Source organism: Comamonas sp. B21-038, from assembly GCF_022387135.1.
GTDB lineage: Bacteria > Pseudomonadota > Gammaproteobacteria > Burkholderiales > Burkholderiaceae_C > Comamonas > Comamonas sediminis.
The window spans coordinates 4,948,650-4,970,481 of sequence record NZ_CP092462.1; the positions used below are offsets into that span (position 1 = coordinate 4,948,650).

Sequence of the window (21,832 nt, forward strand, 5' to 3'; positions counted from 1 at the left end):
AGCTGCAAGCTGCCCATATCGGACCAATCCCGATTAGAATTTCATAAATCGAGACATTGGTCTCGTAATAAGTAACTTATATACTGAAATATGAATTCTGAAGCGGATGGAAAACTGGTCAGCGCGCTGGTGCGCGGCGTCAGTATTTTGCAGTGCTTTAACAACAAGCAGCAAGAACTCAGTGGCAAAGAGCTGATGGACCTGACGGGTTTGCCCAAACCGACCTTGTTCCGCCTGACCGAAACCCTGTGCGAGCTGGGCCTGCTGCGCTATTCGGAGCGCCTGTCCAAGTACGTGCTGGGCATCGGGGTGCTCAACCTGGCCTCGCCACTGCTGTCGCGCATGACGGTGCGTCAGTTTGCCCGCCCGCAGATGCAGGAGCTGGCCAACTACATGGGCGGCCAGATCCAGCTGGCGGTGGGTGAGGGCCGGCGCCTGGTACTGGCCGAGCTGGCCAACGGCATGGACAACAAGGTGTTCACGCCCGAGATCGGGGTGGCCGTATCGTTGGTGCGCACCGCGACTGGCCGCGCTTACCTGCTGGGCCAAAGCGAGGCGGAGCGCCAGGCCTATCTGGACGAGCTCGATGGCCGCGCACCCGAGCGCGCTGCGCTGCTGCGCGAGCGCCTGGACGATGCGCGCCAGGACCTGGCCCTGCACGGCTTTTGCCGGAGCCATGGCGATCTGCACCGCGAGATTCTGTCGATCGCCGTGCCGCTGTCGCAGCCCATCGATGGCGAGCGCTGGGTGTTTGGCGCCTCGGTGCCGACCTACAACCCCAAGAGCCGCGAGCTGGAGACCGACATCGGCCCGCGCCTGGTGACCCTGGTGCGCTCGCTCGAAGGGCTGATCGGCACCTCCAGCCTGTCGTGATCGGGTCCGATCTGGCCGGGCCTGACCTGGCCGCGTCAGGCGGCGCATCGCAAAAAACAACCACAGGAGACAAGCATGAAAGTATTGGACGGCATCAAGGTGCTGGAGATTGGTGGCCTGGGACCGGGCCCATTCTGCGCGATGCACCTGGCCGACCTGGGCGCCGATGTGATCTCCATCGTGCGCGAGGAAAAAGGCGCATCCCCCACCGGCAACCTGCTCAACCGTGGCAAGCGCTCGGTTTTCGCGGACCTGAAAAGCCCCGAGGGCAAGGCCCTGGTGCTGGCGCTGGTGCGTGATGCCGATGTGCTGATCGAAGGCATGCGCCCCGGCGTGATGGAGCGCCTGGGCCTGGGCCCGGCCGAGTGCCAGGCGCTGAACCCGGCCCTCGTCTACGGCCGCATGACCGGCTGGGGCCAGAGCGGCCCGTTGGCCCCGCGCGCCGGCCATGACAACAACTACGCCGCCGTCTCGGGCGCGCTCTGGGGCTGCAGCCCGGCCGATGCGCGGCCGGTGTCATCGTTTGCGATGGTGGGCGATATCGGCGGCGGCGCGCTCTACCTGATGACCGGGCTGCTCGCCGGCGTGATCCAGGCGCGCAGCAGCGGCCGGGGCTGCGTGGTGGATGCGGCCATCGTCGATGGCGCGGCCCATATGCTGAACCTGGCGCTGAGCGCCCGCCAGCGCGGCATTGTGGCCGATGTGCGCGGCCAGAGCATCCATGACAGCGCACCGTTCTATGAGACCTATGTCTGCGCCGATGGCGAGCACATCACCATCGGCAGCATCGAGCCGCAGTTCTACGCGCTGCTGCTGCAGACGCTGGGCCTGGCGGACGACCCGGATTTTGCCGCGCCCCAGTCGCAGTGGGACAAGGCGCTGTGGCCGCGCCGCCGTGCGCGCCTGCAGGCGCTGTTCATCACCGAGCCGCGTGCGTATTGGCAGCAGGTGTTCGAGGGCAGTGATGTCTGCTTCGGCGCTGTGCTGAGCCCGCTGGAGGCCGCAGCGCACCCGCATATGCAGGCGCGTGGTGTCTACCACGCGCAGGGCGGCGTGTTGCAGGCAGCCCCGGCGCCGCGCTTTGACGGCCAGGCCTATGACACGCCGGCGATGTGCGCCGCAGGCGCCCATACCGAGGCCGTACTCGCGCAGGTGAACGCAGGGGATGCCAGCGCGGCTTGGCGCCGCTAGGCGTCCTGTGCGTCAGAGTGCGACAATGCGGCCCTGCCCGGGCTGCGCCTGGCCGGGCACCGACACAGGGAGTTGCCGATGGGCATTGTGGTTTTTTATCTGCGCAACAACGCCGAGGATGCCGAGGGCGTGCCGCCCGATTGGCAGCCGCAGTGCCTGGCCTACAGCGACCAGCAGATGAGCGAGGCACTGGCGCAATGCCAGCGCCTGCGCGCCGATCCGCGCCATGCGCATGTGGTGATGTCGTCCGAGCTGCGCGACATGGTCGGGCAGATAGGGGTGGCTGCCGTTGAAGACGGCCGCACGCCCGATGGCGAACACTATGACTGGAGCAAGGCCGGGCGGGCCGGGATGAGCCGCCGCAACGCGATGGAGCCGCCCAAGAAACGCGGCAGCGCCAGCAACGAATAAACCGGTTTTTTCAGGTCCGCGCCGGCCACTGGAAGGGCGCAGGCTGCTTGTTCAAAAAGGCCTGCACGGCTTCGCGGTGCTGGGCCGTGCCCATCGCCAGCGCCTGGGCGTTCGCCTCTTGCTCCAGCAGCGCAGGCAAGTCGTTGGCGGCCATCGCGAGCGAGCGTTTGATCAGACTCAGCGCCACCGGCGATGCGCCGACAAAGCTGTGCGCAATCGCCTGGGCACGCGCCTGCAGCTGCTCGGGGGCGGCCAACTCGCTGGCAATGCCCAGCTGCAAGGCCTCCTGGGCAGAGACCTCGCGGCCCGAGAGCATCAGCTCCCGCGCGCGCTGCACGCCGACGACGCGCGGCAAGGTGTAGAAAGCTGCGCAGTCGGGCACGACGCCAACGCGGATGAAGGACATCGCAAAGCGCGCCCGGTCCGAGGCGATGATGAAGTCTGCCGCCAGTGCCAGGCTGAAGCCCGCGCCATAGGCAGCGCCGTCCACCGCCGCAATCACCGGCTTGTCCAGCAGCATCAGGTCCTTGAGCCAGTGGTGCAGGCTGGACAGGCGCGCGCGCCAGCCGGCATTGTCCAGACCCGATGCCGCAATATTGCCCAGGTCCCCGCCCGAGCAGAAATGGTCGCCAACGCCGGTCAGCACCAGCGCACGCAGGCTGGCGTCGGTCTGCACCAGGCGCACCACTTCGGCCATCTCCTCGCGCATCTGCGGGTCGAAGGCATTGCGCTTGGCCGGGTAGTTGAAGCGCAAGGTGGCCACGCCGTCCTGGCGCTCAAAAATGATGCGTTCGTAGCTTTGGTTCATGCGGCGCTCCTGGGGACGTAGGAGGCACGCATGTCGCGCCCGCCGCGCAGTGCAGCGCCGCCATCGACGGGGATGATGGCCCCGGTCACATAGCTGGCCAGTTCGGACGACAGGAACAGCGCCACGTGGGCGACATCGTCGGTGCTGCCCATTCGCCGCAGCGGCACGGTGGAGACGGCGCGCTCGAGCGCATCGGCCGTGGGCGCCAGGCGCCGCATGCCCTCGGTATCGCCGATGGGGCCGGGCGAGATGCTGTTGACGCGGATGCCGTCCTCGCCCCATTCCAGCGCCAGCACCTTGGTCATCATGTCGATGCCGGCCTTGGCCGCGCAGGCATGGACCTGGTACATCGTCGGGTTGACACCTTGCGGCGCCGAGATGTTGATGACGCTGGCGCCGGGCTTGCGCAGCATCGGGTAGGCCAGGCGCAGCACATGGAAGCTGCCATTGAGGTCGATGTCGACAACCGTCTTGAAGCCATTGGGCGACAGGTCCTTGGCCGGCGCAATGAAGTTGCCCGCAGCGCCCGAGACCAGCACATCGATGGGGCCAAAGCGGGCATGCGCCTGCTCCAGCGCGGCCTGCACGGCGGCGGGGTCGCGCACATCGGCGCTCAGGCCCAGGGCCTGGGCGCCCAGCGCCTCCAGCTCGGCGGCGGCCTGGGCCACCTTGTCGGCCGAGCGGCTCATGACCACGACATGGGCGCCGGCGCGGGCGAAGGCCTTGGCAATGCCCAGGTTGATGCCACTGCTGCCGCCTGCGACAAACACATGCTGGTGGCGAAAGGAAAAAGAGCTCATGGGTGTTCCGTATGCAAAGAAGGGGAGGAGGCAGCGGCTTGCTGCGCCGCCTCCTGCAATGCGCGCCACTGGATCTTGCCGGTGGCGGATTTGGGCAGCGCGGCGAGAAAGTCCACCGCGCGTGGCACCTTGTAGGCGGCCATCTGTTCACGGCTCCAGCCGATGATCTCGTCCTCCGTCGCCTGCGCGCCAGGGCGCAGCACCACGAGGGCCTTGACCGATTCGCCGCGCTTGGCATCGGGCACGGCGATCACGCAGGCCTCCAGCACGGCCGGGTGGCTGTACAGCATGTTTTCGACTTCGGCGGGCCAGACCTTGTAGCCGTTGGCATTGATCATGCGTTTCAAGCGGTCGCGCATGAAGTAGTAGCCGTCCTCGTCGACCGAGGCCAGGTCGCCGGTGCGAAAGTAGCGCCGGCCATGGCGCTCGAAAAAGGCCGCGCGGTTGGCCTCGTCATTGCGCCAGTAGCCCTGCATCACCTGTTCGCCGCTGGAGACCAGCTCGCCCACCTGGCCTGCGGGCAGCTCTTGCAGGGTCTCGGGGTCGACGATCATCGAATGCACGCCCTGGGTAGGCACGCCCAGACACTGGCGCTTGGCGTGGCCCGGCGGGTTGGCATGCAAAAAGGCGGCGGTCTCGGTCAGGCCATAGCCTTCGCTGTAGTGCAGGCCATAACGCTCGGCCAGCATCTGCGATACCGCCTCGGGCATGGCCGCGCCGCCACCGGCCAGCATGGCCAGGCTCGACAGGTCCAGCCCATGGGCAGTGGCCTGGCTGAACAGGTCGATCACCATGCTGGGCGGCGCCGTCCAGGCGGTGACCTGGTGGCGCTCGATCAGCCGCGCGGCCAGCAGCGCATCCCAGCGCGGCATCATCACCACCGTGCCGCCGACGGCAATGGGCATGTTCATGCCGTACTGCGTGCCCAGCATGTGAAACATCGGCGCGACCGACAGAAACACCAGGTCGTCATTGAAGCCGCGCCACAGCCTTGAGCCGGTGAGCGATGCCAGCACCGAGTGGTGGCTGTGCATGCAGCCCTTGGGATGGCCGGTGGTGCCCGAGGTATAGGGGATGGTGGCCAGCATGTCGGCCTGCGCCACACGCGGGCCGGGTGCCAGCTGCAGCGCCAATGCATCGGCAAAGCCATGGTAGGGCCCGGCGGGCAGCGGCTGGCGCGGCGCCGTCACCACCTCGGGCAGCGCATCGGGCGGCGGGGTGGTGGGCAGCGCATCGCTGTAGGCATGGACGAGCACCGCATCGAGCAGGCCCGCATCCACGCAGGGCCGGACGCTGGCCAGCAGCTCCTGGGCGGCGATGGCCAGGCGGGCGCCGCTGTTGTCGGCGTAGTAGCGCAGCTCGGTGGCGGTGGTCATTGCGCTCACCGGCACCACCACGCCACCGGCGCGGTAGATCGCATAGCAGGCGATGACGAACTGCGGGCAGTTCTGGCTTTGCAGCAGCACGCGCTGGCCCGGTGCCAGCTGCAGGCGCTGCTGCAGGAAGCCGGCCAGCGCCTCCACCTGGGCCAGCAGCTGGGCATAGCTGGTGCTGGCACCCGCGTAGATGATGGCGGGCTTGGCCGGGTAGCGCTGGGCCGAGGCGCTCAGGTTGTCATCCAGGCTGATGCGGGGCACGCGCAGATCGCGCGAGACCCCTTTGGGCCAGTAGAAAGGCAGCGCTGGGCGGGGAGAGGCGGTGGAGGTGGGCGTGTCAAACATCGGCAGGTCGCATCAGTCCAGCTGCAGCTGCTGGCTCTGGATCAGCGCGCCCCAGGTCTGCTGGTCATCGGCCACCAGCTTGGCAAAGTCTGCTTGGGGCATGCCGCCGGGGCGGCCGCCCAGCGCGCGGTAGCGGCGCATGATGTCGGGGTCATGCAGCACAGCCTGCAGGTTCTCGGCCAGTTTTTTCTGCACCTCGGGCGGGGTCTTGGCGGGCACGAAGAAGCCCATCCAACCGACCTGGTTGAAGTTGCGCATGCCCAGCTCGGTCATCGTCGGCACCTCGGGCAGATCGGGCTCGCGCTGGTCGCCAGTGACAGCCAGCGGGCGCAGCTTGCCGTCCTTGATATGGACCAGCGAGGCGGTCATGTTGTCGAACATGAACTGGGTCTCGCCGGTCACGATCGCCATCGTGCCGGGGGCCGAGCCCTTGTAGGGGATGTGGACCACATCGGTGCCGGTGCGCTCCTTGAACAGCTCGCCCATCAGGTGCGTGGTCTGGCCCACACCGGCGGACGAGAACGACAGCTTGCCCGGCTGCGCCTTGGCAGCGGCCACCAGCGCATCCAGGCTCTGGATGGGCGACTTGGCGGGCACGACCAGCACGTTGGCAAACGAGATCATGTCGGTCAGCGGGGCAAAGTCGCCGGGTTGGTAGCTGAGCTTTTTATAGGCCGTGTAGTTGATCGCATTGGAGCCGCTGTTGCCCACCAGCACCGTGTAGCCGTCGGGCTGGGCGCGGGCGACCAGGCTGGCCCCCAGGCTGCCGCCGGCGCCGGGTTTGTTGTCGACGATCACCGGCTGGCCCAGCCGCTGGCCCAGCTTTTGGGCCAGCAGGCGTGCGGGAATATCGGTCGACCCGCCGGCGGCGCCGGGCACCACCAAGGTGATGGTGCGCGTGGGCCAGCTGGCCTCGGCATGGGCGTGGAGCGCGCTGGCGAGCAGCGCCAGGGCCGCCAAGGCCCGCAGGGGCTGGCGAAGAGGCTGGGTACGTGGCATGGGTTTGTCTCCTGCTGCGCGCTTCTGTGGCGCGTCCAAGGGCTGTACAACGCAGAGTTGCTGGACGGGGTTCAGGCACCCTTCCAGACCGGTGCGCGTTTTTCCGCAAAGGCGGCCGCGCCTTCGCGCGCATCCTGCGAGCTGAACACCGGCGCGGTGATGGCGGACTGGCGCTCGAACATCTCCGCCAGCGGCCATTCGCCGGACTGGCTGGCCACCTGCTTGCTCGCGGCGACTGCCAGCGGGCCATTGGCGGCAATGGTCTGCGCCAGCGCCAGTGCGGCATCGAGTGCGCCGCCGGGCTCGGTCAGGCGGTTGACCAGGCCCAGCTGGGTAAATCGCTCGGCGCCGAACATGTCGCCGGTGAGGATGCATTCCAGCGCCACGTGGTAGGGCAGGCGTTTGGGCAGGCGCAGCAGGCCACCGGCCGATGCAGCCAGGCCCCGCTTGACTTCGGGCAGGCCAAATTGGGCATTGCGTGCGGCCACGACCAGGTCGCAGGCCAGCGCTACCTCAAAGCCGCCAGCCAGCGCATAGCCTTCCACCGCCGCGATCAGCGGCTTGGCAGGTGGCCGCATCGTCAACCCGCAAAAGCCGCGCCCCGGCAGGCTGGGGCGCTTGCCCTGCAAAAAGCCCTTGAGGTCCATGCCGGCGCAAAAGCTGCCGCCTGCGCCGGTGATGATGCCTACCCTGAGGTCCGGCCGGCTGTCCAGCGCGTCGAGCGCACTGGCCATCGCCTCGGCCATTTCCAAGGTGGCGGCATTGCGCGCCTGGGGGCGGTTGAGCTGCATGATGAGCACCGGGCCACGGGTTTCGACCAGGAGTTCGGCGGTGTCAGAGCCAGACATGGGGACCTTTCAAAGGGTGCTGCAGGGCAGGGGGTTTTGAGGCGCTAAGACAGCCCAGCAAACCGAAGGTTTGCGGTTGAGGCTGAGCGCCCCTGACGAGGCGCAAAGCCGCAGGCAGTACAAGAGTACGACAAGGCGTGCAACGACGTATCAAGGGCTGTGTTAGTGCCTCAGCGTGGTTGCATGCGGATGGCGCCGTCCAGGCGGATGGTTTCGCCGTTCAGCATCGGGTTCTCCAGAATGTGCAGCGCCGTCATCGCGTACTCGGGCGGGCGGCCCAGGCGTGCCGGGTTGGGGACCGACGCGGCGAGCGACTGGCGCACGTTCTCGGGCAGCTTGGCGAGGATGGGGGTGTCGAACAGGCCCGGTGCAATGGTGCAGACGCGGATCATCTTGGAGGCCAGATCGCGCGCGGCGACGATGGTCATGCCGATGACGGCGGCCTTCGACGAGGCATAGGGGATCTGGCCGATCTGGCCTTCATAGCCTGCGACCGAGGCGGTCAGCACGCAGGCGCCGCGCTCGCCTTCCAGCGGCTCGTTCTGCGCCATCGCGACGGCCGACAGGCGCAAGGTGTTGAAGGTACCGATCTGGTTGATGCGGATGATGTTCGTATACTTTTCCAGCGAGCCGGGGCTGCCGTCCTTCTCGATCAGGCGCACCGGGCCGCCGATGCCGGCGCAATGCACCAGCGCACGGAACTGGCCCCAGGCCTGCGCGGCAGACACGGCCTTTTGCATCTGCTCGGCATCGGCCACATCGGCCTTGATGAACCGGAGCTGGCCGGCGTACTGCTTTTCCATCGCGGCGCCGCGCTCTTCGTTCAGGTCCACCGCCACCACGTTCAGGCCGCGCTCCAGCAGGGCCACAGCGCTGGCTTCGCCCAGCCCCGATACGCCGCCGGTCACGAGGGCGGTCATTCCTTGGGTCAATTGCATCTCAAAAATCCTTGTCAGTTCAAAGGTTCAATCCGATGGAGCCGTTGTGACGGCTCTCTGAGGCGCTTAGCGCAGCACTTCAATAATCGTGGCGTTGGCCATGCCACCGGCCTCGCACATCGACTGCAGGCCATAGCGCTCACCGCTGTCTTCCAGTGCATGCAGCATCGTGGTCATCAGCCGCAGGCCCGACGCGCCCAGCGGGTGGCCCAGCGCAATCGCGCCGCCGCGCGGGTTCAGGCGCTCGCCATCGGCGCCCAGCTCCTTCTGCCAGGCCAGTGGCACCGAGGCAAAGGCCTCGTTGATCTCGTAGTGCGCAATGTCGCCCAGCTGCATGCGCGCCTTGGCCAGCACGCGCTGGGTGGCGGGGATGGGGGCGGTCAGCATGTAGAGCGGGTCGTCGCCCACGACATCAAAGGCCACAAAGCGGGCGCGTGGTCGCAGTCCCAATTGCAGCGCGCGCTCTTCGCTCATGATCAGCATGGCGCTGGCGCCATCGGTCATCTGCGAGGCATTGCCGGCCGTGGTGCTCCACTGGATCTGCGGAAAGCGGGCCGAGAGTTCTTCGCTCTCGAACACGGCCTTGAGGCCGGCGAGCTTCTCGGCCGTGGTGCTGGCGCGGATGGTCTCGTCAGCACTGACAAGGCCCAGCGGGCTGCGGATGGGCACGATCTCGCGCGCAAAGCCGCCGCTGCTTTGGGCGGCATGGGCGCGCTGGTGCGAGCGGGCGGCATAGGCATCCAGATCGCTGCGCGACAGGCCCCATTTGGCGGCCACCAGGTCGGCCGACACCCCCTGGCCCACGAGGCCCGGTGCATAGCGCTCGTCAAAGCGGGCGCCGGTCGTGTTCTTGCCCATGCGTGAGCTGCCCATCGGCACCCGGCTCATCGATTCGACACCGCAGGCGATGACGATGTCCTGCGTGCCGGACATGATGGCCTGGGCGGCAAAGTGCACCGCCTGCTGGCTGGAGCCGCATTTGCGGTCAATCGTGGTCGAGGGCACATGGGTGGGCAGGCCGGCGGCCAGCCAGGCCAGGCGCCCGGGCGTGCCGGCCTGCTCGCCCGCCTGGCTGACGCAGCCGCAGATCACGTCATCGACGGTCGCGGGGTCGAGCTGGTTGCGGGCCACCAGCTGCTCCAGCACCTGGGAGAGCAGGTCGACCGGGTGGACTTCAGCCAGCGCGCCATCGGGTTTGGCCCGGGCCATGGGGCTGCGGATGGCATCGACAATGACAGGTGTTTTCATCATTTAATGAGACTTGTGGATCATTAAATTAATGATAGGTTTCAAAAAACCGAATACCTACTGGTATTTACCCGCAGTAAATTTCGCAGCAAACGCCAGATACTGTCTGTGAAATCTCGAAATTCGAGACGAGTGATTCAAAATTAAAGTAAAGATGTAACACAGGTGATTGCGTGCAGCGATCCCCTGTGCACCACGGAGACCGAGGAGATGCACAACTTCTTCAGCTGGGCCCAGACCCAGCCCGAGCGGGTGGTTTTGACGCAGGCCGATACCGGCCGGTGCTACACCGCAGGCGAGATCGCGCAGGGCGCCGAGCAGATGGCGCAGTGGCTGGCGCAGCAGGGGCTGCAGGCCGAGGAGACGATTGCGGTGCTGCTGGAGAACCGCTATGAAATCATGCAGCTGGTACTGGCCGCGCGGCTGGCCGGCCTGTATGCCGCCGTCATCAGCACCCACCTGACCGCGGCCGAGGTGGCCTATATCGCCCAGGACAGCGGTGCCAAGGTGCTGCTGGTGTCCAGCAAGACCTGGCCCACCGCGCAGGAGGCCGTGCAGGGCCTGGCGCTGGCCTGCTATTCCGTCGATGGCGATACGCCGGGTGTGGCACCCTTGGCCGATGCGCTGGCCGCCGTACCCCAGCGCGCGCCGATCGACCTGGCCACGCGCCCGTTGGGCCGCGATCTGCTCTATTCCAGCGGCACCACCGGCCGGCCCAAGGGCATCAAGAAGCCGCTGCTGGCCGCAGCCTACCGCACGCAGCGCGACCCCGAGGTAGCCGCATGGATGCGCAGCATGCGGTTTGATGAAGACGCCGTCTACCTCTCGCCCGCGCCGCTCTACCATGCGGCACCGCTGCGCTACAGCCTGCGCACCCTGGATGTCGGCGGCTCGGCCATCATCATGAGCCGCTTCGATCCGGAGCAGGCGCTGGCGCTGATCGAGCGCTACCAGGTCACCCACAGCCAGTGGGTGCCGACGATGCTGGGGCGCCTGCTCAAGCTGCCCGACGAGGTCAAGCGCCGCTACCGGCTGGACAGCCACCGCGTGGCCATCCATGCGGCAGCGCCCTGCCCGGTGGCCGTCAAGCAGGGCATGCTGGACTGGTGGGGCGACATCCTGCTGGAGTACTACGCCGGCTCCGAAGGCTGCGGCACCACCTTGATCGATTCGGCCGAATGGCGTGCACGGCCAGGCTCGGTCGGCCGGGCCATCAGCGGCCAGCTGCATATCGTCGGCGACGACGGGCAGGAGCTGGGCGTGGGCGAGGTCGGCCGGGTCTATTTCTCGGGCGGCGGTGCCTTCCAGTACCTCAATGACGAGCGCAAGACGCGCGAGGCCATCGATGCGCGCGGCTGGGCCACCTATGGCGACATCGGACATGTCGATGCCGACGGCTTTCTGTTCCTGAGCGACCGGCGCGCCGACCTGATCCTGTCGGGCGGGGTGAACCTCTACCCGCAGGAGATCGAGAACGCGCTGGCCCAGCATGCCGCCGTGGAAGAGGTGGCCGTCGTCGGCGTGCCCGATGAGGACTTTGGCGAGCAGACCCTGGCCGTCGTGGTGCTCAAGCCCGGCTTTGCGCCCGACGAGGCCATGGCGCGCGCGATCGTTGACCACGCGGCCGCCAGCCTGTCCAAGGTCAAGCGGCCCCAGCGCCTGGTGTTCGAGCCCAGCCTGCCCCGGCTGGAGACCGGCAAGCTGCTGCGCCGCGTGCTCAAGGATCGGTTCAAGGCGTCGCCGCAGGCGGGCTTTGGCCTGCGCAGTACCAGCGGTGCCCAGGGCTGATGCCCCCCATTCATTTTTCTTCGTTCCACCCTCTGACCACCATGCAAGATCTGACCCAACGCAGCGTGTTCCGCGAAGACCATCTGCAGTTTCGTGATGCCGTCCGCCATTTCTTTGACAAGGAGATCGTGCCCTTCCATGCGCAGTGGGAGCGCGATGGCATCGTCCCCAAGGAGGTCTGGCGCAAGGCCGGCCGCGAGGGCCTCTTGAACACCATGCTGCCCGAGCCCTATGGCAGCGGGGGCGATTTTGGCCATGCCGCCGTGCTGATCGAAGAGATTGCCCGCACGGGCGCCAGCGGCCTGGGCTTTCCGCTGCATTCGGACATCGTCGCGCCCTATATCCATGCCTATGGCAGCACCGCGCAAAAAGACCGCTGGCTGCCCAAGATGGCGGCCGGCGAGATGATCGGCGCGATCGCGATGACTGAGCCCGGCGCGGGCAGCGACCTCAAATCGGTGCGCACCACGGCCAGGCGCGACGGCGACCACTATGTGATCAATGGCGCCAAGACCTTCATCACCAATGGCATCAATGCCGAGATCGTCGTGGTGGTCTGCAAGACGGCGCCCGAGCTGGGTGCCAAGGGCGTGTCGCTGATCGTGGTGGAAGACGGCACGCCCGGCTTTGCCAAGGGCCGCAAGCTCGAGAAGATCGGCCTGATGGCGCAGGACACCTCGGAGCTGTTCTTTGACAACGTGCGCGTGCCGGTGGACAACCTGCTGGGCGAAGAGAACATGGGCTTCAAGTACCTGATGCACGAGCTGGCGCAGGAGCGCCTGGTGGTGGCGGTGCGGGCTGCCATGTCGATCGAGGCCTTTTTGCAGAAGACGGTGGACTACACCCGCGAGCGCAAGGCCTTTGGCCAGACGGTGTTCGAGTTCCAGAACACCCGCTTCAAGCTGGCCGAGGCCAAGGCCCAGGCGACGATGCTGCGCGTGTTTGTCGACGACTGCATGCGCCTGCACCTGACGCGCGAGCTGACACCGGACCGTGCAGCCATGGTCAAGCTCAATGCGACGGCGCTGCAGAACAAGCTACTCGACGAATTTTTGCAGCTGCACGGCGGCTACGGCTACATGACCGAGTACCAGGTCGGCCGGGCCTGGACCGATGCCCGCATTGGCCGCATCTACGGCGGCAGCGACGAGATCATGAAGGAAATCATTGCCCGAACGCTTTGACCATGACCAGCGCCCCGCGCACGCCACAGAGCGCGCCAGCGGCATAACCAGCAATAGGAGACAAACCATGCAAAACCGCCGCTCGGCCCTGGGCCGTGTGCTCACCACTGCTGCCTGCGCTGCGCTGGTGCTTGCCACCGGCAGCGCCCTGGCCGCCGACCACTACCCCAGCAAGCCCATCCGCCTGGTGGTGCCCTACCCGGCAGGGGGCGGCACCGACATCATTGCCCGCTTGATGGGCACCCAGCTGTCGCAGCGCTGGGGCCAGCCGGTGATTGTGGACAACAAGCCCGGTGCCAGCGGCATGATGGGCAACGACCTGGTGGCCAAGGCGCCCGCCGATGGCTACACGGTGCTGCTGGGCATTACCGCGCTGGTGCAGATCCCAGCGCTGTACAAGAAGGTGCCTTACCAGTTGAGCGACCTGGCGCCGGTGTCGCAGGCGGCCAAGTCGGCCGACCTGGTGTTCGTGCCGCGCAGCGCGGGCATCACCAGCCTGCAGCAGTTCGTCGCCAAGGCCAAGGCCCAGCCGGGCAAGCTCAACTACGGCTCGTACGGCAATGCCACCTCCTCGCATCTGCATGGCGAGCAGCTCAAGCTCAAGGCCGGCATTGACATGGTCCACGTGCCGTACCAGGGCTCGGGCCCGGAGATGGCGGCCATGCTGGGCGGCCAGCTGGAGTCGGCCTTCATCGATGCAGCTGCGGCCTACCCGCATATCAAATCGGACAAGGTCAGCATCCTGGCGGTGACCGGCTCGCAGCGCCACCCCGCGCTGCCCGATGTGCCGACGATGGCCGAGGCCGGCTACAGCGGCTTTGAGGCCAATGGCTGGTTTGGCTACTTTGTGCCGGCCAGCACACCGCAGCCGATTGTGGACAAGCTGGGCAACGAGCTGGCCGCCATTGTCAGGATGCCCGAGATCAGCAAGCGCCTGCTGGACATGGGCCTGATCCCCGTGGGCTCGACGCCGGCGGAGTTTAAGCCGCTGCTGGCCCGCGATGCGGCGCACTGGAAATCGATTGTCGATGCGGCGAAGATCTCGATGGATTGACGCGAAAACACAGCAGGTCAGCGGGACTTCAGGTGGGCGGCGCCGCACAGGTCCACGCAAATGGCAGACTATCGCCTATGTCCCCTCCCGCTCTGCTTGTTGCCGATGACCACCCCCTGTTTCGCGCTGCCGTGGTGCAGGTGATCCGGGGGCGTTTTGCTGCCTTAGAGGTGCTGGAAGCCTCCAGTGCCAGCTCGCTCAGCGCAGCCTTGGCGGCGCACCCCGGCATCGAGCTGGTGCTGCTTGACCTGACGATGCCCGGCACCCATGGTTTCTCGGCGCTGCTGCATGTGCGCGGCGCCTACCCGCAGCTGCCGGTGGTGGTCATCTCGTCCAACGACCACCCGCGCATCATCCGCCGCGCCCAGCAGTTCGGCGCCTCGGGCTTTATCTCCAAGGCGGCATCGGCCGATGCCATCACTGCAGCCATCGAGGCGGTGATGGAGGGGGACACCGTCTTCCCCTCGATGGCTGCCGAGCTGTCGCAGGAAGACGCCGAGCTGGCCGCCCGCCTGGCGCAGCTGACGCCCCACCAGTTCAAGACCCTGCTGTACCTGGCCGATGGCCTGCTCAACAAGCAGATTGCGCAGGAGATGGGCGTGACCGAACACACCGTGAAGGTGCATGTGACCGCGATTCTGAAAAAGCTCGGCTGCCACAGCCGCACCCAGGTTGCCGTGCTGGTGCGCAACCTGGAGGCGGACGGCGGTATGCCCACGGACGACTCAGCGCTGCCTTAGAGCCGCTAACACAACCCTTGATACGTCGTTGCCTCGCCGGCCGCGCCAAGCCTTGTCGTACTACTGTACTGCCTGCGGCTTGACGCCTAGTCTCAACCGCAAACCTTCGGTTTGCTGGTCGTGTTACCGGCTCTTAGCAGCAGCTGGCCGACCAGCGCACGCAGAGCGGCAGGCCGCGCAGGCTGCGTCAGCACCCCCCAGCCCCACGCACTGGCCTGTTGGCTGGCGGCGTCCTGGTGGCCGGCATCGGTGCTGAGCCAGACGACGCCCGGCGTTTTGGGCCCGCAGGCCAGCAAGGCGCGTATTGTGGCCGGGCTGGCATGCGCCGCATCGACCACGACAAAGGCAGGCCACGGCGTTGGGCCGTTCCGGGCCTGCGCCAACGCCGCCTCGGCATCGGCATGCTGCGCCACCTGGCAGCCCCAGCGTTGCAGCAGCGGCGCGGTGCCTTGAATGGCGGCCTGGCCAATGCACCAGACGCTGGCGCCTTGCAGCGGTGCGGCCTGGCCGCTCGCCGCGGTGGTTTCGGCGGCCTGGTGAGACAGCGCCTGCGGCAGTGCGGCCTGGCTCAGCGGCACTTCGACCCAGAAGACCGAGCCCCGGCCCAAGGTCGAGCGCAGGCCAATCGGGTGCTGCAGCAGGCGCCCCAGGCGGTCGACGATGGCCAGACCCAGGCCGGCACCGCGCTCATGCTGGCGGCCGGTCTCCAGCCGGCGGAATTCTTCAAAGATCTCGCGGTGCAGGCTCTCGGGGATGCCGGGGCCCTGGTCATGCACCTCGATGCGCAGATGCCGGCCGACGCGCCGGCAGCCCAGCACGATGCGGCCACGCCGCGTGTAGCGGATGGCGTTGGACAGAAAGTTCTGCACAATGCGGCGCAGCAGCGCCTCGTCGCTGTGCACCCTGGCGCGGCAGCGGATGACCTGCAGCTCCAGGCCATGGCCCTGGGCCAGCACGCCCAGGCTGCTGCCCAGCTGGGCCAGCATCGGCTGGATGTCAAAGTCACGGCGCTGGACCTCCAGCTGGCCCGATTCCATGCGTGCGATGTCGAGCAGGCTGTTGAGGATATCGTCCTGAGAGGCCAGCGCCCCTTCGACATCGCTGGCAAGCTCCAAGGCCTTGTCGCCCTGCACATGCTGGCGCAGCAGCGACACAAACACCCGCGCGGCGTTCAGCGGCTGCAGCAGGTCATGCACCGCGGCGGCCACGAACTTGGATTTGTAGCGGTTGGCTTGTTCGGCTTCGCGCTTGGCCTGGGCCAGGTCTTCGGTGCGGTCGGCAATGCGCTTTTCCAGCGCATCGGCCAGGGAGCGCAGCTCGCGCGCGGCATTCTTGTAGCTGGTGATGTCGGCATAGCTGGTCACAAAGCCGCCATCGGGCAAGGGGTTGCCACGGATCTCCAGCACGGTGCCGTCGGCCTTTTCGCTCTCGCGCGCATGGGGCTTGCCGCTGCGCAGAAACTGCATGCGCCGCTCGATGGCCTCGTCAATGTCGCCCGAGCCCAGCAGGCCCCGGCGCGCGTTATAGCGGTACAGCTCCTCGACCGGCATGCCCACTTTCAGCAGGCCGGCCGGCAGCCGGAACAGCTCCATGTAGCGGGAGTTCCAGGCCACCAGGTTCAGCGCGGCATCAATAACCACCACGCCCTGGGGCAGGTGCTCGAGGCTCTGGCTGTGGCCGGCATCGGCCTGGTGGGCGGCGGCCACGATGCCATCCTGCGCGGTGCGCAACTCCTGCGCATGCTGCTTGAGGAGTGCCTCGAGCTCTTCGCGGCTGCGCTGGCGCAGCGCAGACAGGCGCTGGCGCTGGCGCGCATACAGCAGCAGCAGCGACAGCGCCAGCCAGCCACCGCCGGCAGCCGCAGCGGCCCACCAGGCCGCTGCCTCGCTGATGTCCACATCGTGCAGGATGTGCAGCTGCCAGCCGGTTTCGGGCAAGGTCATGCTTTGCCAGAGCTTGCGGCCCACCGGGGGATCCTGCCACTGCACCAGCGCACCACCTTCGGCCAGCGGCGTGATCTGCGCGTGGCGCAGCGGCCGCAGCGGCTGGCTGCGGTACTGCTGGGTGCGGTCCATCTCCTGCTGCGCGCTGGCATCGATGGTCTTGAGCGTGCGGTAGCGCCAGTCGTCATTGCTGGCCAGAAACACGACCCCATTGGCATCGCTGGCCAGCACGATATCGGGGTTCTGGATCCACTCGCGCTCCAGCTCCAGCAGCACGATCTTGATGGCGATCAGCCCCAGCACCCGGTGCTGGCCGCCGGCATCGCTGGTGATGGCGCGCGAGAGGAAATAGCCGGCCTCGCCAGTGGTCATGCCGATGCCGTAGAAGCTGCCTTTGTCCTGGGCCAGCGCCAGCTGCACATAGGGGCGAAAGCTGTAGTCCTCCCCGACGTTGCTGGAGGGGCCGCGCCAGTTGCTGGCGGCCAGCGCCACGCCATGGGCATCGATCAAGGTGAGGGTGGAGGCCAGGCTGGCGCCATTGGCCTGCTCCAGCTTCTGGTTCAGACGCAGCACCTGCTCGGGGCTTTGCGGATGGGTCAGCGCCTCGCGCAGCTCGGCATCGAGCGCCAGCACATCGGGCAGCACCCGGTAGCGGTCCAGCCGCTGGCCCATGGCCTGGGCGTACAGGCCCAGCTGCCGGTGGGCCTGCATATTCTCCTCGGCCAGGCTGTGCTGCAGCATCCAGTGCCAGGCGCCCGCAGCAGCAGCGGCCGTGCTCAGCAGCACGGCGCAGAAGGTCCACAGGGATCGCAGGGAGCGGCGGGCAATCATAGAGGAGGTTGTACAACTGGCTAGGTAGTTTCCCTGGGTTTGGGTTTTCCGTAGCTCTGGGAAGGCGGCGCCTAATACTAATGTCTAATGGGCAATCTGTAAGGGCTGGGATACAAACGCGCCTCAGTGCACCGACTTGGTGCTGCGTATCTTTGGAGCCCCACCATGCAGATCGATTCCAACGCCAGCCTGGCGCCCGTACAGGCACCGCCTTTTTACCGGACTTTGTACTTCCAGGTGATCGTGGCCATCATCATCGGCGTCTTGTTGGGGCATTTCGAGCCCCAGTATGGTGCGGCGATGAAGCCCTTTGGCGATGCCTTCATCAAGCTGATCAAGATGATCATCGCACCGGTGATTTTTCTGACCATCGTGACGGGCATTGCGAACATGACGCACCTGAGCGCGGTTGGCCGCGTGTTCGGCAAGGCGATGGTGTACTTTCTGACCTTCTCGACCCTGGCCTTGATCGTGGGCCTGATCGTGGCCAATGTGATGCAGCCGGGCGCCGGCATGCACATCAATGTGGCCGATCTGGACCAGAAGGAAGTCAGCACCTATGTGGCCAAGTCGCATGACATGACCCTGAGCGGTTTTGTGATGGACATCATCCCCAAGACGCTGATCAGCCCCTTTGTCGGCGACAACATTCTGCAGGTGCTGCTGGTGGCGGTGCTGTTTGGCGTGTCGCTGGCGATGGTCGGCGACAGTGGCAAGCCGGTGCTCAACCTGCTCGAATCCCTGACCAAGCCCGTCTTCAAGCTGGTCAACATCGTGATGAAGCTCGCCCCCATCGGTGCCTTCGGTGCGATGGCCTTCACGATCGGCAAGTTCGGTCTGGGCTCGCTGCTGAACCTGGCCGAGCTGGTGCTGACCTTCTACATCACTTCGCTGCTGTTCGTGCTGGTGATTCTGGGTGCCGTGGCCCGTGCCTGCGGCTTCTCGGTGCTCAAGCTGATCCGTTACCTCAAGGATGAGCTGCTGCTGGTGCTGGGCACCTCGTCGTCCGAATCGGCGCTGCCTTCGCTGATGCACAAGATGGAAAAGGCCGGTTGCAGCAAGTCGGTGGTGGGCCTGGTGGTTCCTACCGGCTACTCGTTCAACCTCGACGGCACCAACATCTACATGACCCTGGCGGCGCTGTTCATCGCCCAGGCGACCGACACCCACCTGACCCTGGGACACCAGATCGCACTGCTGCTGGTGGCGATGCTGAGCTCCAAGGGCGCTGCCGGTGTGACCGGCGCGGGCTTCATCACCCTGGCTGCTACGCTGGCCGTGGTGCCGGAAGTGCCCGTGGCCGGCATGGCACTGATCCTCGGTGTGGACCGCTTCATGTCCGAATGCCGTTCGCTGACCAACTTCATCGGCAATGCCGTCGCCACCGTCGTGGTCTCGCGCTGGGAGAACGCGCTGGACTACACCAAGCTCAACGCCGTGCTCAACAATGAGCCGGTGCTGGAGAATGTGCCGGTACAGGTGCCCGTGGTGGAGACCGCCAAGGGCTGATCGCCACCCGCTCCAAAAACAATGGCCTGCAGATGCAGGCCATTTTTTCGTCTGTGAGATGCCTGGAGCAGGCTCTTAAGGCAGCGGACGCAGCAGGCCGACCATCGCCCGCAGCCGCAAGGTATCGCGCCCCAGCTTGCGCTGGTTGGGCAGCTTGCCGACCCAGCGCATCTGCTGCACGGTGCGCTCGAGCGCTGTGCGCACCGCAGGCTCGGTCTGCGCGAGCCAGGCCTGCCAGTCAACACGGGCGGCCTCCAGGGTGCCGGCGTTGTCCAGGAACAGCGCGGTGGAATGCGCGTAGCACAGCGCATCCTTGACGATGCACAGCGCAGGAGGCAGGGTCGCCAGCGGGTCGTCCTCGAAATCGATATAGCCAATGACGCCATCGGGGCAGCGCACCATGTTGCGGGCAAAGGCCTGGCTCAGGCAGGTGCCGCTGGCATGCACGCGCTGCAAGGCCGCAAAGCCCTGCTGCCACAGCACCAGGGTGCTGGCGGGCGCTTGCCGGGCTGCTGCTTCGATCTCGTCGCTGAGCGATGGCGTATTGCCGCCAGGCAGGCCCAGGTGGCGCATCAGAAAGCCATCGGGTGCATCGGCCAGCACCATCGGCACGCGCAGGCCGCGCGCATGCAGGTCGCGCAGGCGCCGCACTTCGGTGGCAATGGCCGTGCGCCCGCCGGGGTTGACGACGGGCTGCAGCACCGGCACATCGAGAAGCCGCGAGAGCAGGCCCAAGGTCCGGTAGCGCCAGGCCGCAATCGCCGGGCCCGCCTTTTTGAGCCAGACGGATTCGCCGGGCAGCTCGTAGCGCACCACATTGAAGGTCTGGCTAGCCAGGTGCTGCTGCAAAAAGCCGGCATAGTCCGCGCGCCCGGCAGGCAGGGCGCCGGACGGGGCGCCAGCGGCGGCAGGGGGCTGTAAGGGGGGAGCGGTATCGGTCATGCGCAAGCGGGGCGCACGCCGCAGCGGCCACTCCAGCAACAGTGAAAACCTTGCATTATCGCTGCCCGTTCAGCGACCGCCTGCCGCCTGGGGCACCATGTCGTGGTGGTCGGCCGGCGCCGACGGTTTGACATGGGGCTGCGCCAGCGGCTGGAAGCTCTCGGCGCTGGCCAGCGGCCAGTAGGTGCGGAAGACGTCATGCTGGTGCGCCAGGTCGTCGAGCAGCGCGCCGGGCCGCACCTGCAAGAGCAGGTTGGACAGCAGGCGCACCTCGGTGTCGCTGATGCGGCGCACGATGTGGTGGGCATTGAGCTCGCAGGGGTGGCGCAGGCCGGCGGCCTGCACCAGCTCCTGCAGCGCATGCAAAGTGCTTTTGTGGAACTGTGCGACACGCGTGGCCTTGTCGGGCACGACGAGCGCCTGCTGGCGCACGGCATCCTGCGTGGTCACGCCGGTGGGGCAGTTGCCGGTGTGGCAGGTCTGGGCCTGGATGCAGCCCAGCGCCATCATGAAGCCCCGGCCGGCATTGCACCAGTCGGCGCCCAGCGCCATCATGCGGGTGATGTCAAAGGCGGTGATGACCTTGCCGGCTGCGCCCAGCTTGATGCGGTCGCGCAGGTTCACACCGATCAAGGTGTTGTGCACCAGGAGCAGGCCTTCTTGCAGCGGCACGCCGACGTGGTCGGTGAACTCGACCGGCGCTGCGCCGGTGCCGCCTTCGGCACCGTCGACGACGATGAAGTCCGGCGTGATGCCGGTCTTGAGCATGGCCTTGACAATCGCAAACCATTCCCAGGGGTGGCCCAGGCAGAACTTGAAGCCGGTGGGCTTGCCGCCCGACAGCTGGCGCAGCCGGGCGATGAAATGCATCATCTCCTCGGGCGTGGAGAAGGCGCTGTGCCGGGCCGGCGAGATGCAGTCGATGCCGACCGGTATGCCGCGTGCCGCCGCGATCTCGGGGGTGACCTTGGCGCCGGGCAGCACACCGCCATGGCCGGGCTTGGCGCCCTGGCTGAGCTTGAGCTCGATCATCTTGACCTGGGGCTGGGTAGCGTTGGCGATGTAGCGCTCTTCGCTGAAGCTGCCGTCATCGTTGCGGCAGCCGAAATAGCCCGAGGCGACTTCCCAGATCAGATCGCCACCATGCACGCGGTGGTGCTGGCTGATCGAGCCTTCGCCGGTGTCATGGGCAAAGCCGCCAATCTGCGCACCCTTGTTCAGCGCCAGGATGGCATTGGCCGACAGCGCGCCAAAGCTCATCGCCGAGATGTTGAACACGCTGGCATGGTAGGGCTGGGTGCAGGGCGCCACCGACTGCGATGGCGCATCGGGCGAGCCGCCAATCCAGACGCGGAAATCATGGCCGTCCAGCCGAGTGGGTGCCATCGAGTGGTTGACCCATTCATAGCCGCGTGCGCCCACATCCATCAAGGTGCCGAAAGGGCGGTTGTCCGGATCTCCCTTGGCACGCTGGTAGACCAGCGAGCGCTGGGCGCGCGAGAAGGGCAGCGCTTCGGTGTCGCTTTCGATGAAGTACTGGCGCATTTCCGGGCGGATGAATTCCAGGAAAAAGCGCATATGGCCGATGACCGGGTAGTTGCGCAGGATGGCGTGGCGCGTCTGGCGGCGGTCGCGCAGACCCAGCAGCGTGAGTGCGGCGCCGGCCAGCACGGCCAGCCACCACCAGGGGCTGCCCTGCAGTGCCAGCGCAATGATGCCGGCCAGCAGCAACAGCATGCACAGCACCATGACGGTGTAGCGGACGGGAAAAATCTTGTGGAGCTGGTTCATCGGGAGTCGGTGCAGGTCAGGCCGGCCGGGCCGGCGCGCAAATCCCGGGCTGCAGCACAGGCGCCGTGGTGGCGCTACACTGCAGGCCCTGCCTGGCGCAGCGGCCGTCTGCCATTGCAATGTTGTTACAAAACCAGCCCCATCATAGGGCGCACCGGTGGCATTGCAAGCACGCAGGGCTTTGAGCTGCGCGGCCCCCTATTGAGAGAGCTC

18 protein-coding genes are annotated in these 21,832 nt (G+C 66.7%); 8 read left to right on the forward strand and 10 right to left on the reverse strand.

All coding sequences use genetic code 11. From position 1 onward, the window contains the following. Window positions 1–90 precede the first annotated feature (90 nt). The 3 genes from MJ205_RS22565 (at window position 91) to MJ205_RS22575 (ending at window position 2,475) form a co-directional block, all read left to right on the forward strand. Window positions 91–873 (forward strand): IclR family transcriptional regulator, encoded by a 783-nt coding sequence (locus tag MJ205_RS22565; protein ID WP_116926261.1) that lies wholly within the window; start codon window positions 91–93, stop codon window positions 871–873. A 75-nt stretch (window positions 874–948) separates the two neighbouring features. Beyond that, window positions 949–2,064 carry a CaiB/BaiF CoA transferase family protein gene (locus MJ205_RS22570; protein ID WP_239810462.1) on the forward strand — a complete coding sequence of 372 codons (1,116 nt, stop codon included), beginning with the start codon at window positions 949–951 and terminating at the stop codon, window positions 2,062–2,064. 78 nt (window positions 2,065–2,142) lie between these two features. Next, a complete protein-coding gene (locus tag MJ205_RS22575) occupies window positions 2,143–2,475 on the forward strand; it encodes a hypothetical protein (RefSeq protein WP_239810463.1) in 333 nt (110 codons plus the stop codon). Window positions 2,476–2,485: 10 nt separating this feature from the next. Here the strand turns inward: MJ205_RS22575 and MJ205_RS22580 are convergent, their stop codons facing one another. From MJ205_RS22580 to MJ205_RS22610, 7 genes are all read right to left on the reverse strand, one after another. Beyond that, entirely contained in the window at window positions 2,486–3,283 is a 798-nt protein-coding gene (locus MJ205_RS22580; RefSeq protein WP_239810464.1) for an enoyl-CoA hydratase/isomerase family protein, read from the reverse strand. Then, complete coding sequence (locus MJ205_RS22585) at window positions 3,280–4,083, reverse strand: SDR family oxidoreductase (protein ID WP_239810465.1); 804 nt, start codon at window positions 4,081–4,083, stop codon at window positions 3,280–3,282. Before MJ205_RS22585 ends, MJ205_RS22580 begins: the two co-directional genes overlap by 4 nt. After that, window positions 4,080–5,804: a long-chain-fatty-acid--CoA ligase gene (locus MJ205_RS22590; RefSeq protein ID WP_239810466.1), complete on the reverse strand. Its 1,725-nt coding sequence runs from the start codon at window positions 5,802–5,804 to the stop codon at window positions 4,080–4,082. The genes MJ205_RS22585 and MJ205_RS22590 overlap by 4 nt, the downstream gene beginning before the upstream one ends. A gap of 12 nt (window positions 5,805–5,816) precedes the next feature. Continuing rightward, window positions 5,817–6,803, reverse strand: coding sequence for a Bug family tripartite tricarboxylate transporter substrate binding protein (locus MJ205_RS22595; protein WP_239810467.1), 987 nt, complete (start codon window positions 6,801–6,803; stop codon window positions 5,817–5,819). A 71-nt stretch (window positions 6,804–6,874) separates the two neighbouring features. Further along, the gene (locus MJ205_RS22600; protein WP_239810468.1) at window positions 6,875–7,651 is read right to left on the reverse strand and encodes a crotonase/enoyl-CoA hydratase family protein; all 777 of its coding nucleotides are present in this window, start codon (window positions 7,649–7,651) and stop codon (window positions 6,875–6,877) included. A gap of 170 nt (window positions 7,652–7,821) precedes the next feature. After that, window positions 7,822–8,589 (reverse strand): SDR family NAD(P)-dependent oxidoreductase, encoded by a 768-nt coding sequence (locus MJ205_RS22605; RefSeq protein WP_239810469.1) that lies wholly within the window; start codon window positions 8,587–8,589, stop codon window positions 7,822–7,824. A 66-nt stretch (window positions 8,590–8,655) separates the two neighbouring features. Then, the gene (locus MJ205_RS22610) at window positions 8,656–9,837 is read right to left on the reverse strand and encodes a thiolase family protein (protein ID WP_230778741.1); all 1,182 of its coding nucleotides are present in this window, start codon (window positions 9,835–9,837) and stop codon (window positions 8,656–8,658) included. Between the two features lie 210 nt (window positions 9,838–10,047). On the opposite strand from MJ205_RS22610, the gene MJ205_RS22615 reads away from it, so the two are divergent. The 4 genes from MJ205_RS22615 (at window position 10,048) to MJ205_RS22630 (ending at window position 14,603) form a co-directional block, all read left to right on the forward strand. Beyond that, on the forward strand, window positions 10,048–11,625 hold the full coding sequence (locus tag MJ205_RS22615) for an AMP-binding protein (RefSeq protein WP_239810470.1): 1,578 nt from the start codon (window positions 10,048–10,050) through the stop codon (window positions 11,623–11,625). Between the two features lie 41 nt (window positions 11,626–11,666). Beyond that, the gene (locus MJ205_RS22620; protein ID WP_239810471.1) at window positions 11,667–12,809 is read left to right on the forward strand and encodes an acyl-CoA dehydrogenase family protein; all 1,143 of its coding nucleotides are present in this window, start codon (window positions 11,667–11,669) and stop codon (window positions 12,807–12,809) included. Window positions 12,810–12,876: 67 nt separating this feature from the next. Then, on the forward strand, window positions 12,877–13,863 hold the full coding sequence (locus tag MJ205_RS22625; RefSeq protein ID WP_239810472.1) for a Bug family tripartite tricarboxylate transporter substrate binding protein: 987 nt from the start codon (window positions 12,877–12,879) through the stop codon (window positions 13,861–13,863). A 77-nt stretch (window positions 13,864–13,940) separates the two neighbouring features. After that, window positions 13,941–14,603: a response regulator gene (locus MJ205_RS22630; protein WP_239810473.1), complete on the forward strand. Its 663-nt coding sequence runs from the start codon at window positions 13,941–13,943 to the stop codon at window positions 14,601–14,603. 92 nt (window positions 14,604–14,695) lie between these two features. On the opposite strand, the gene MJ205_RS22635 is transcribed toward MJ205_RS22630, so the two are convergent. Next, the gene (locus MJ205_RS22635) at window positions 14,696–17,377 is read right to left on the reverse strand and encodes a sensor histidine kinase (RefSeq protein ID WP_446715039.1); all 2,682 of its coding nucleotides are present in this window, start codon (window positions 17,375–17,377) and stop codon (window positions 14,696–14,698) included. A 165-nt stretch (window positions 17,378–17,542) separates the two neighbouring features. Between MJ205_RS22635 and MJ205_RS22640 the strand changes: the two genes are divergently transcribed. Next, window positions 17,543–18,886, forward strand: coding sequence for a dicarboxylate/amino acid:cation symporter (locus MJ205_RS22640; protein ID WP_239810474.1), 1,344 nt, complete (start codon window positions 17,543–17,545; stop codon window positions 18,884–18,886). Between the two features lie 75 nt (window positions 18,887–18,961). On the opposite strand, the gene MJ205_RS22645 is transcribed toward MJ205_RS22640, so the two are convergent. Continuing rightward, entirely contained in the window at window positions 18,962–19,828 is an 867-nt protein-coding gene (locus tag MJ205_RS22645; protein WP_239810475.1) for a hypothetical protein, read from the reverse strand. 69 nt (window positions 19,829–19,897) lie between these two features. Further along, entirely contained in the window at window positions 19,898–21,619 is a 1,722-nt protein-coding gene (locus MJ205_RS22650; RefSeq protein WP_239810476.1) for an FMN-binding glutamate synthase family protein, read from the reverse strand. Window positions 21,620–21,832 lie beyond the last annotated feature (213 nt).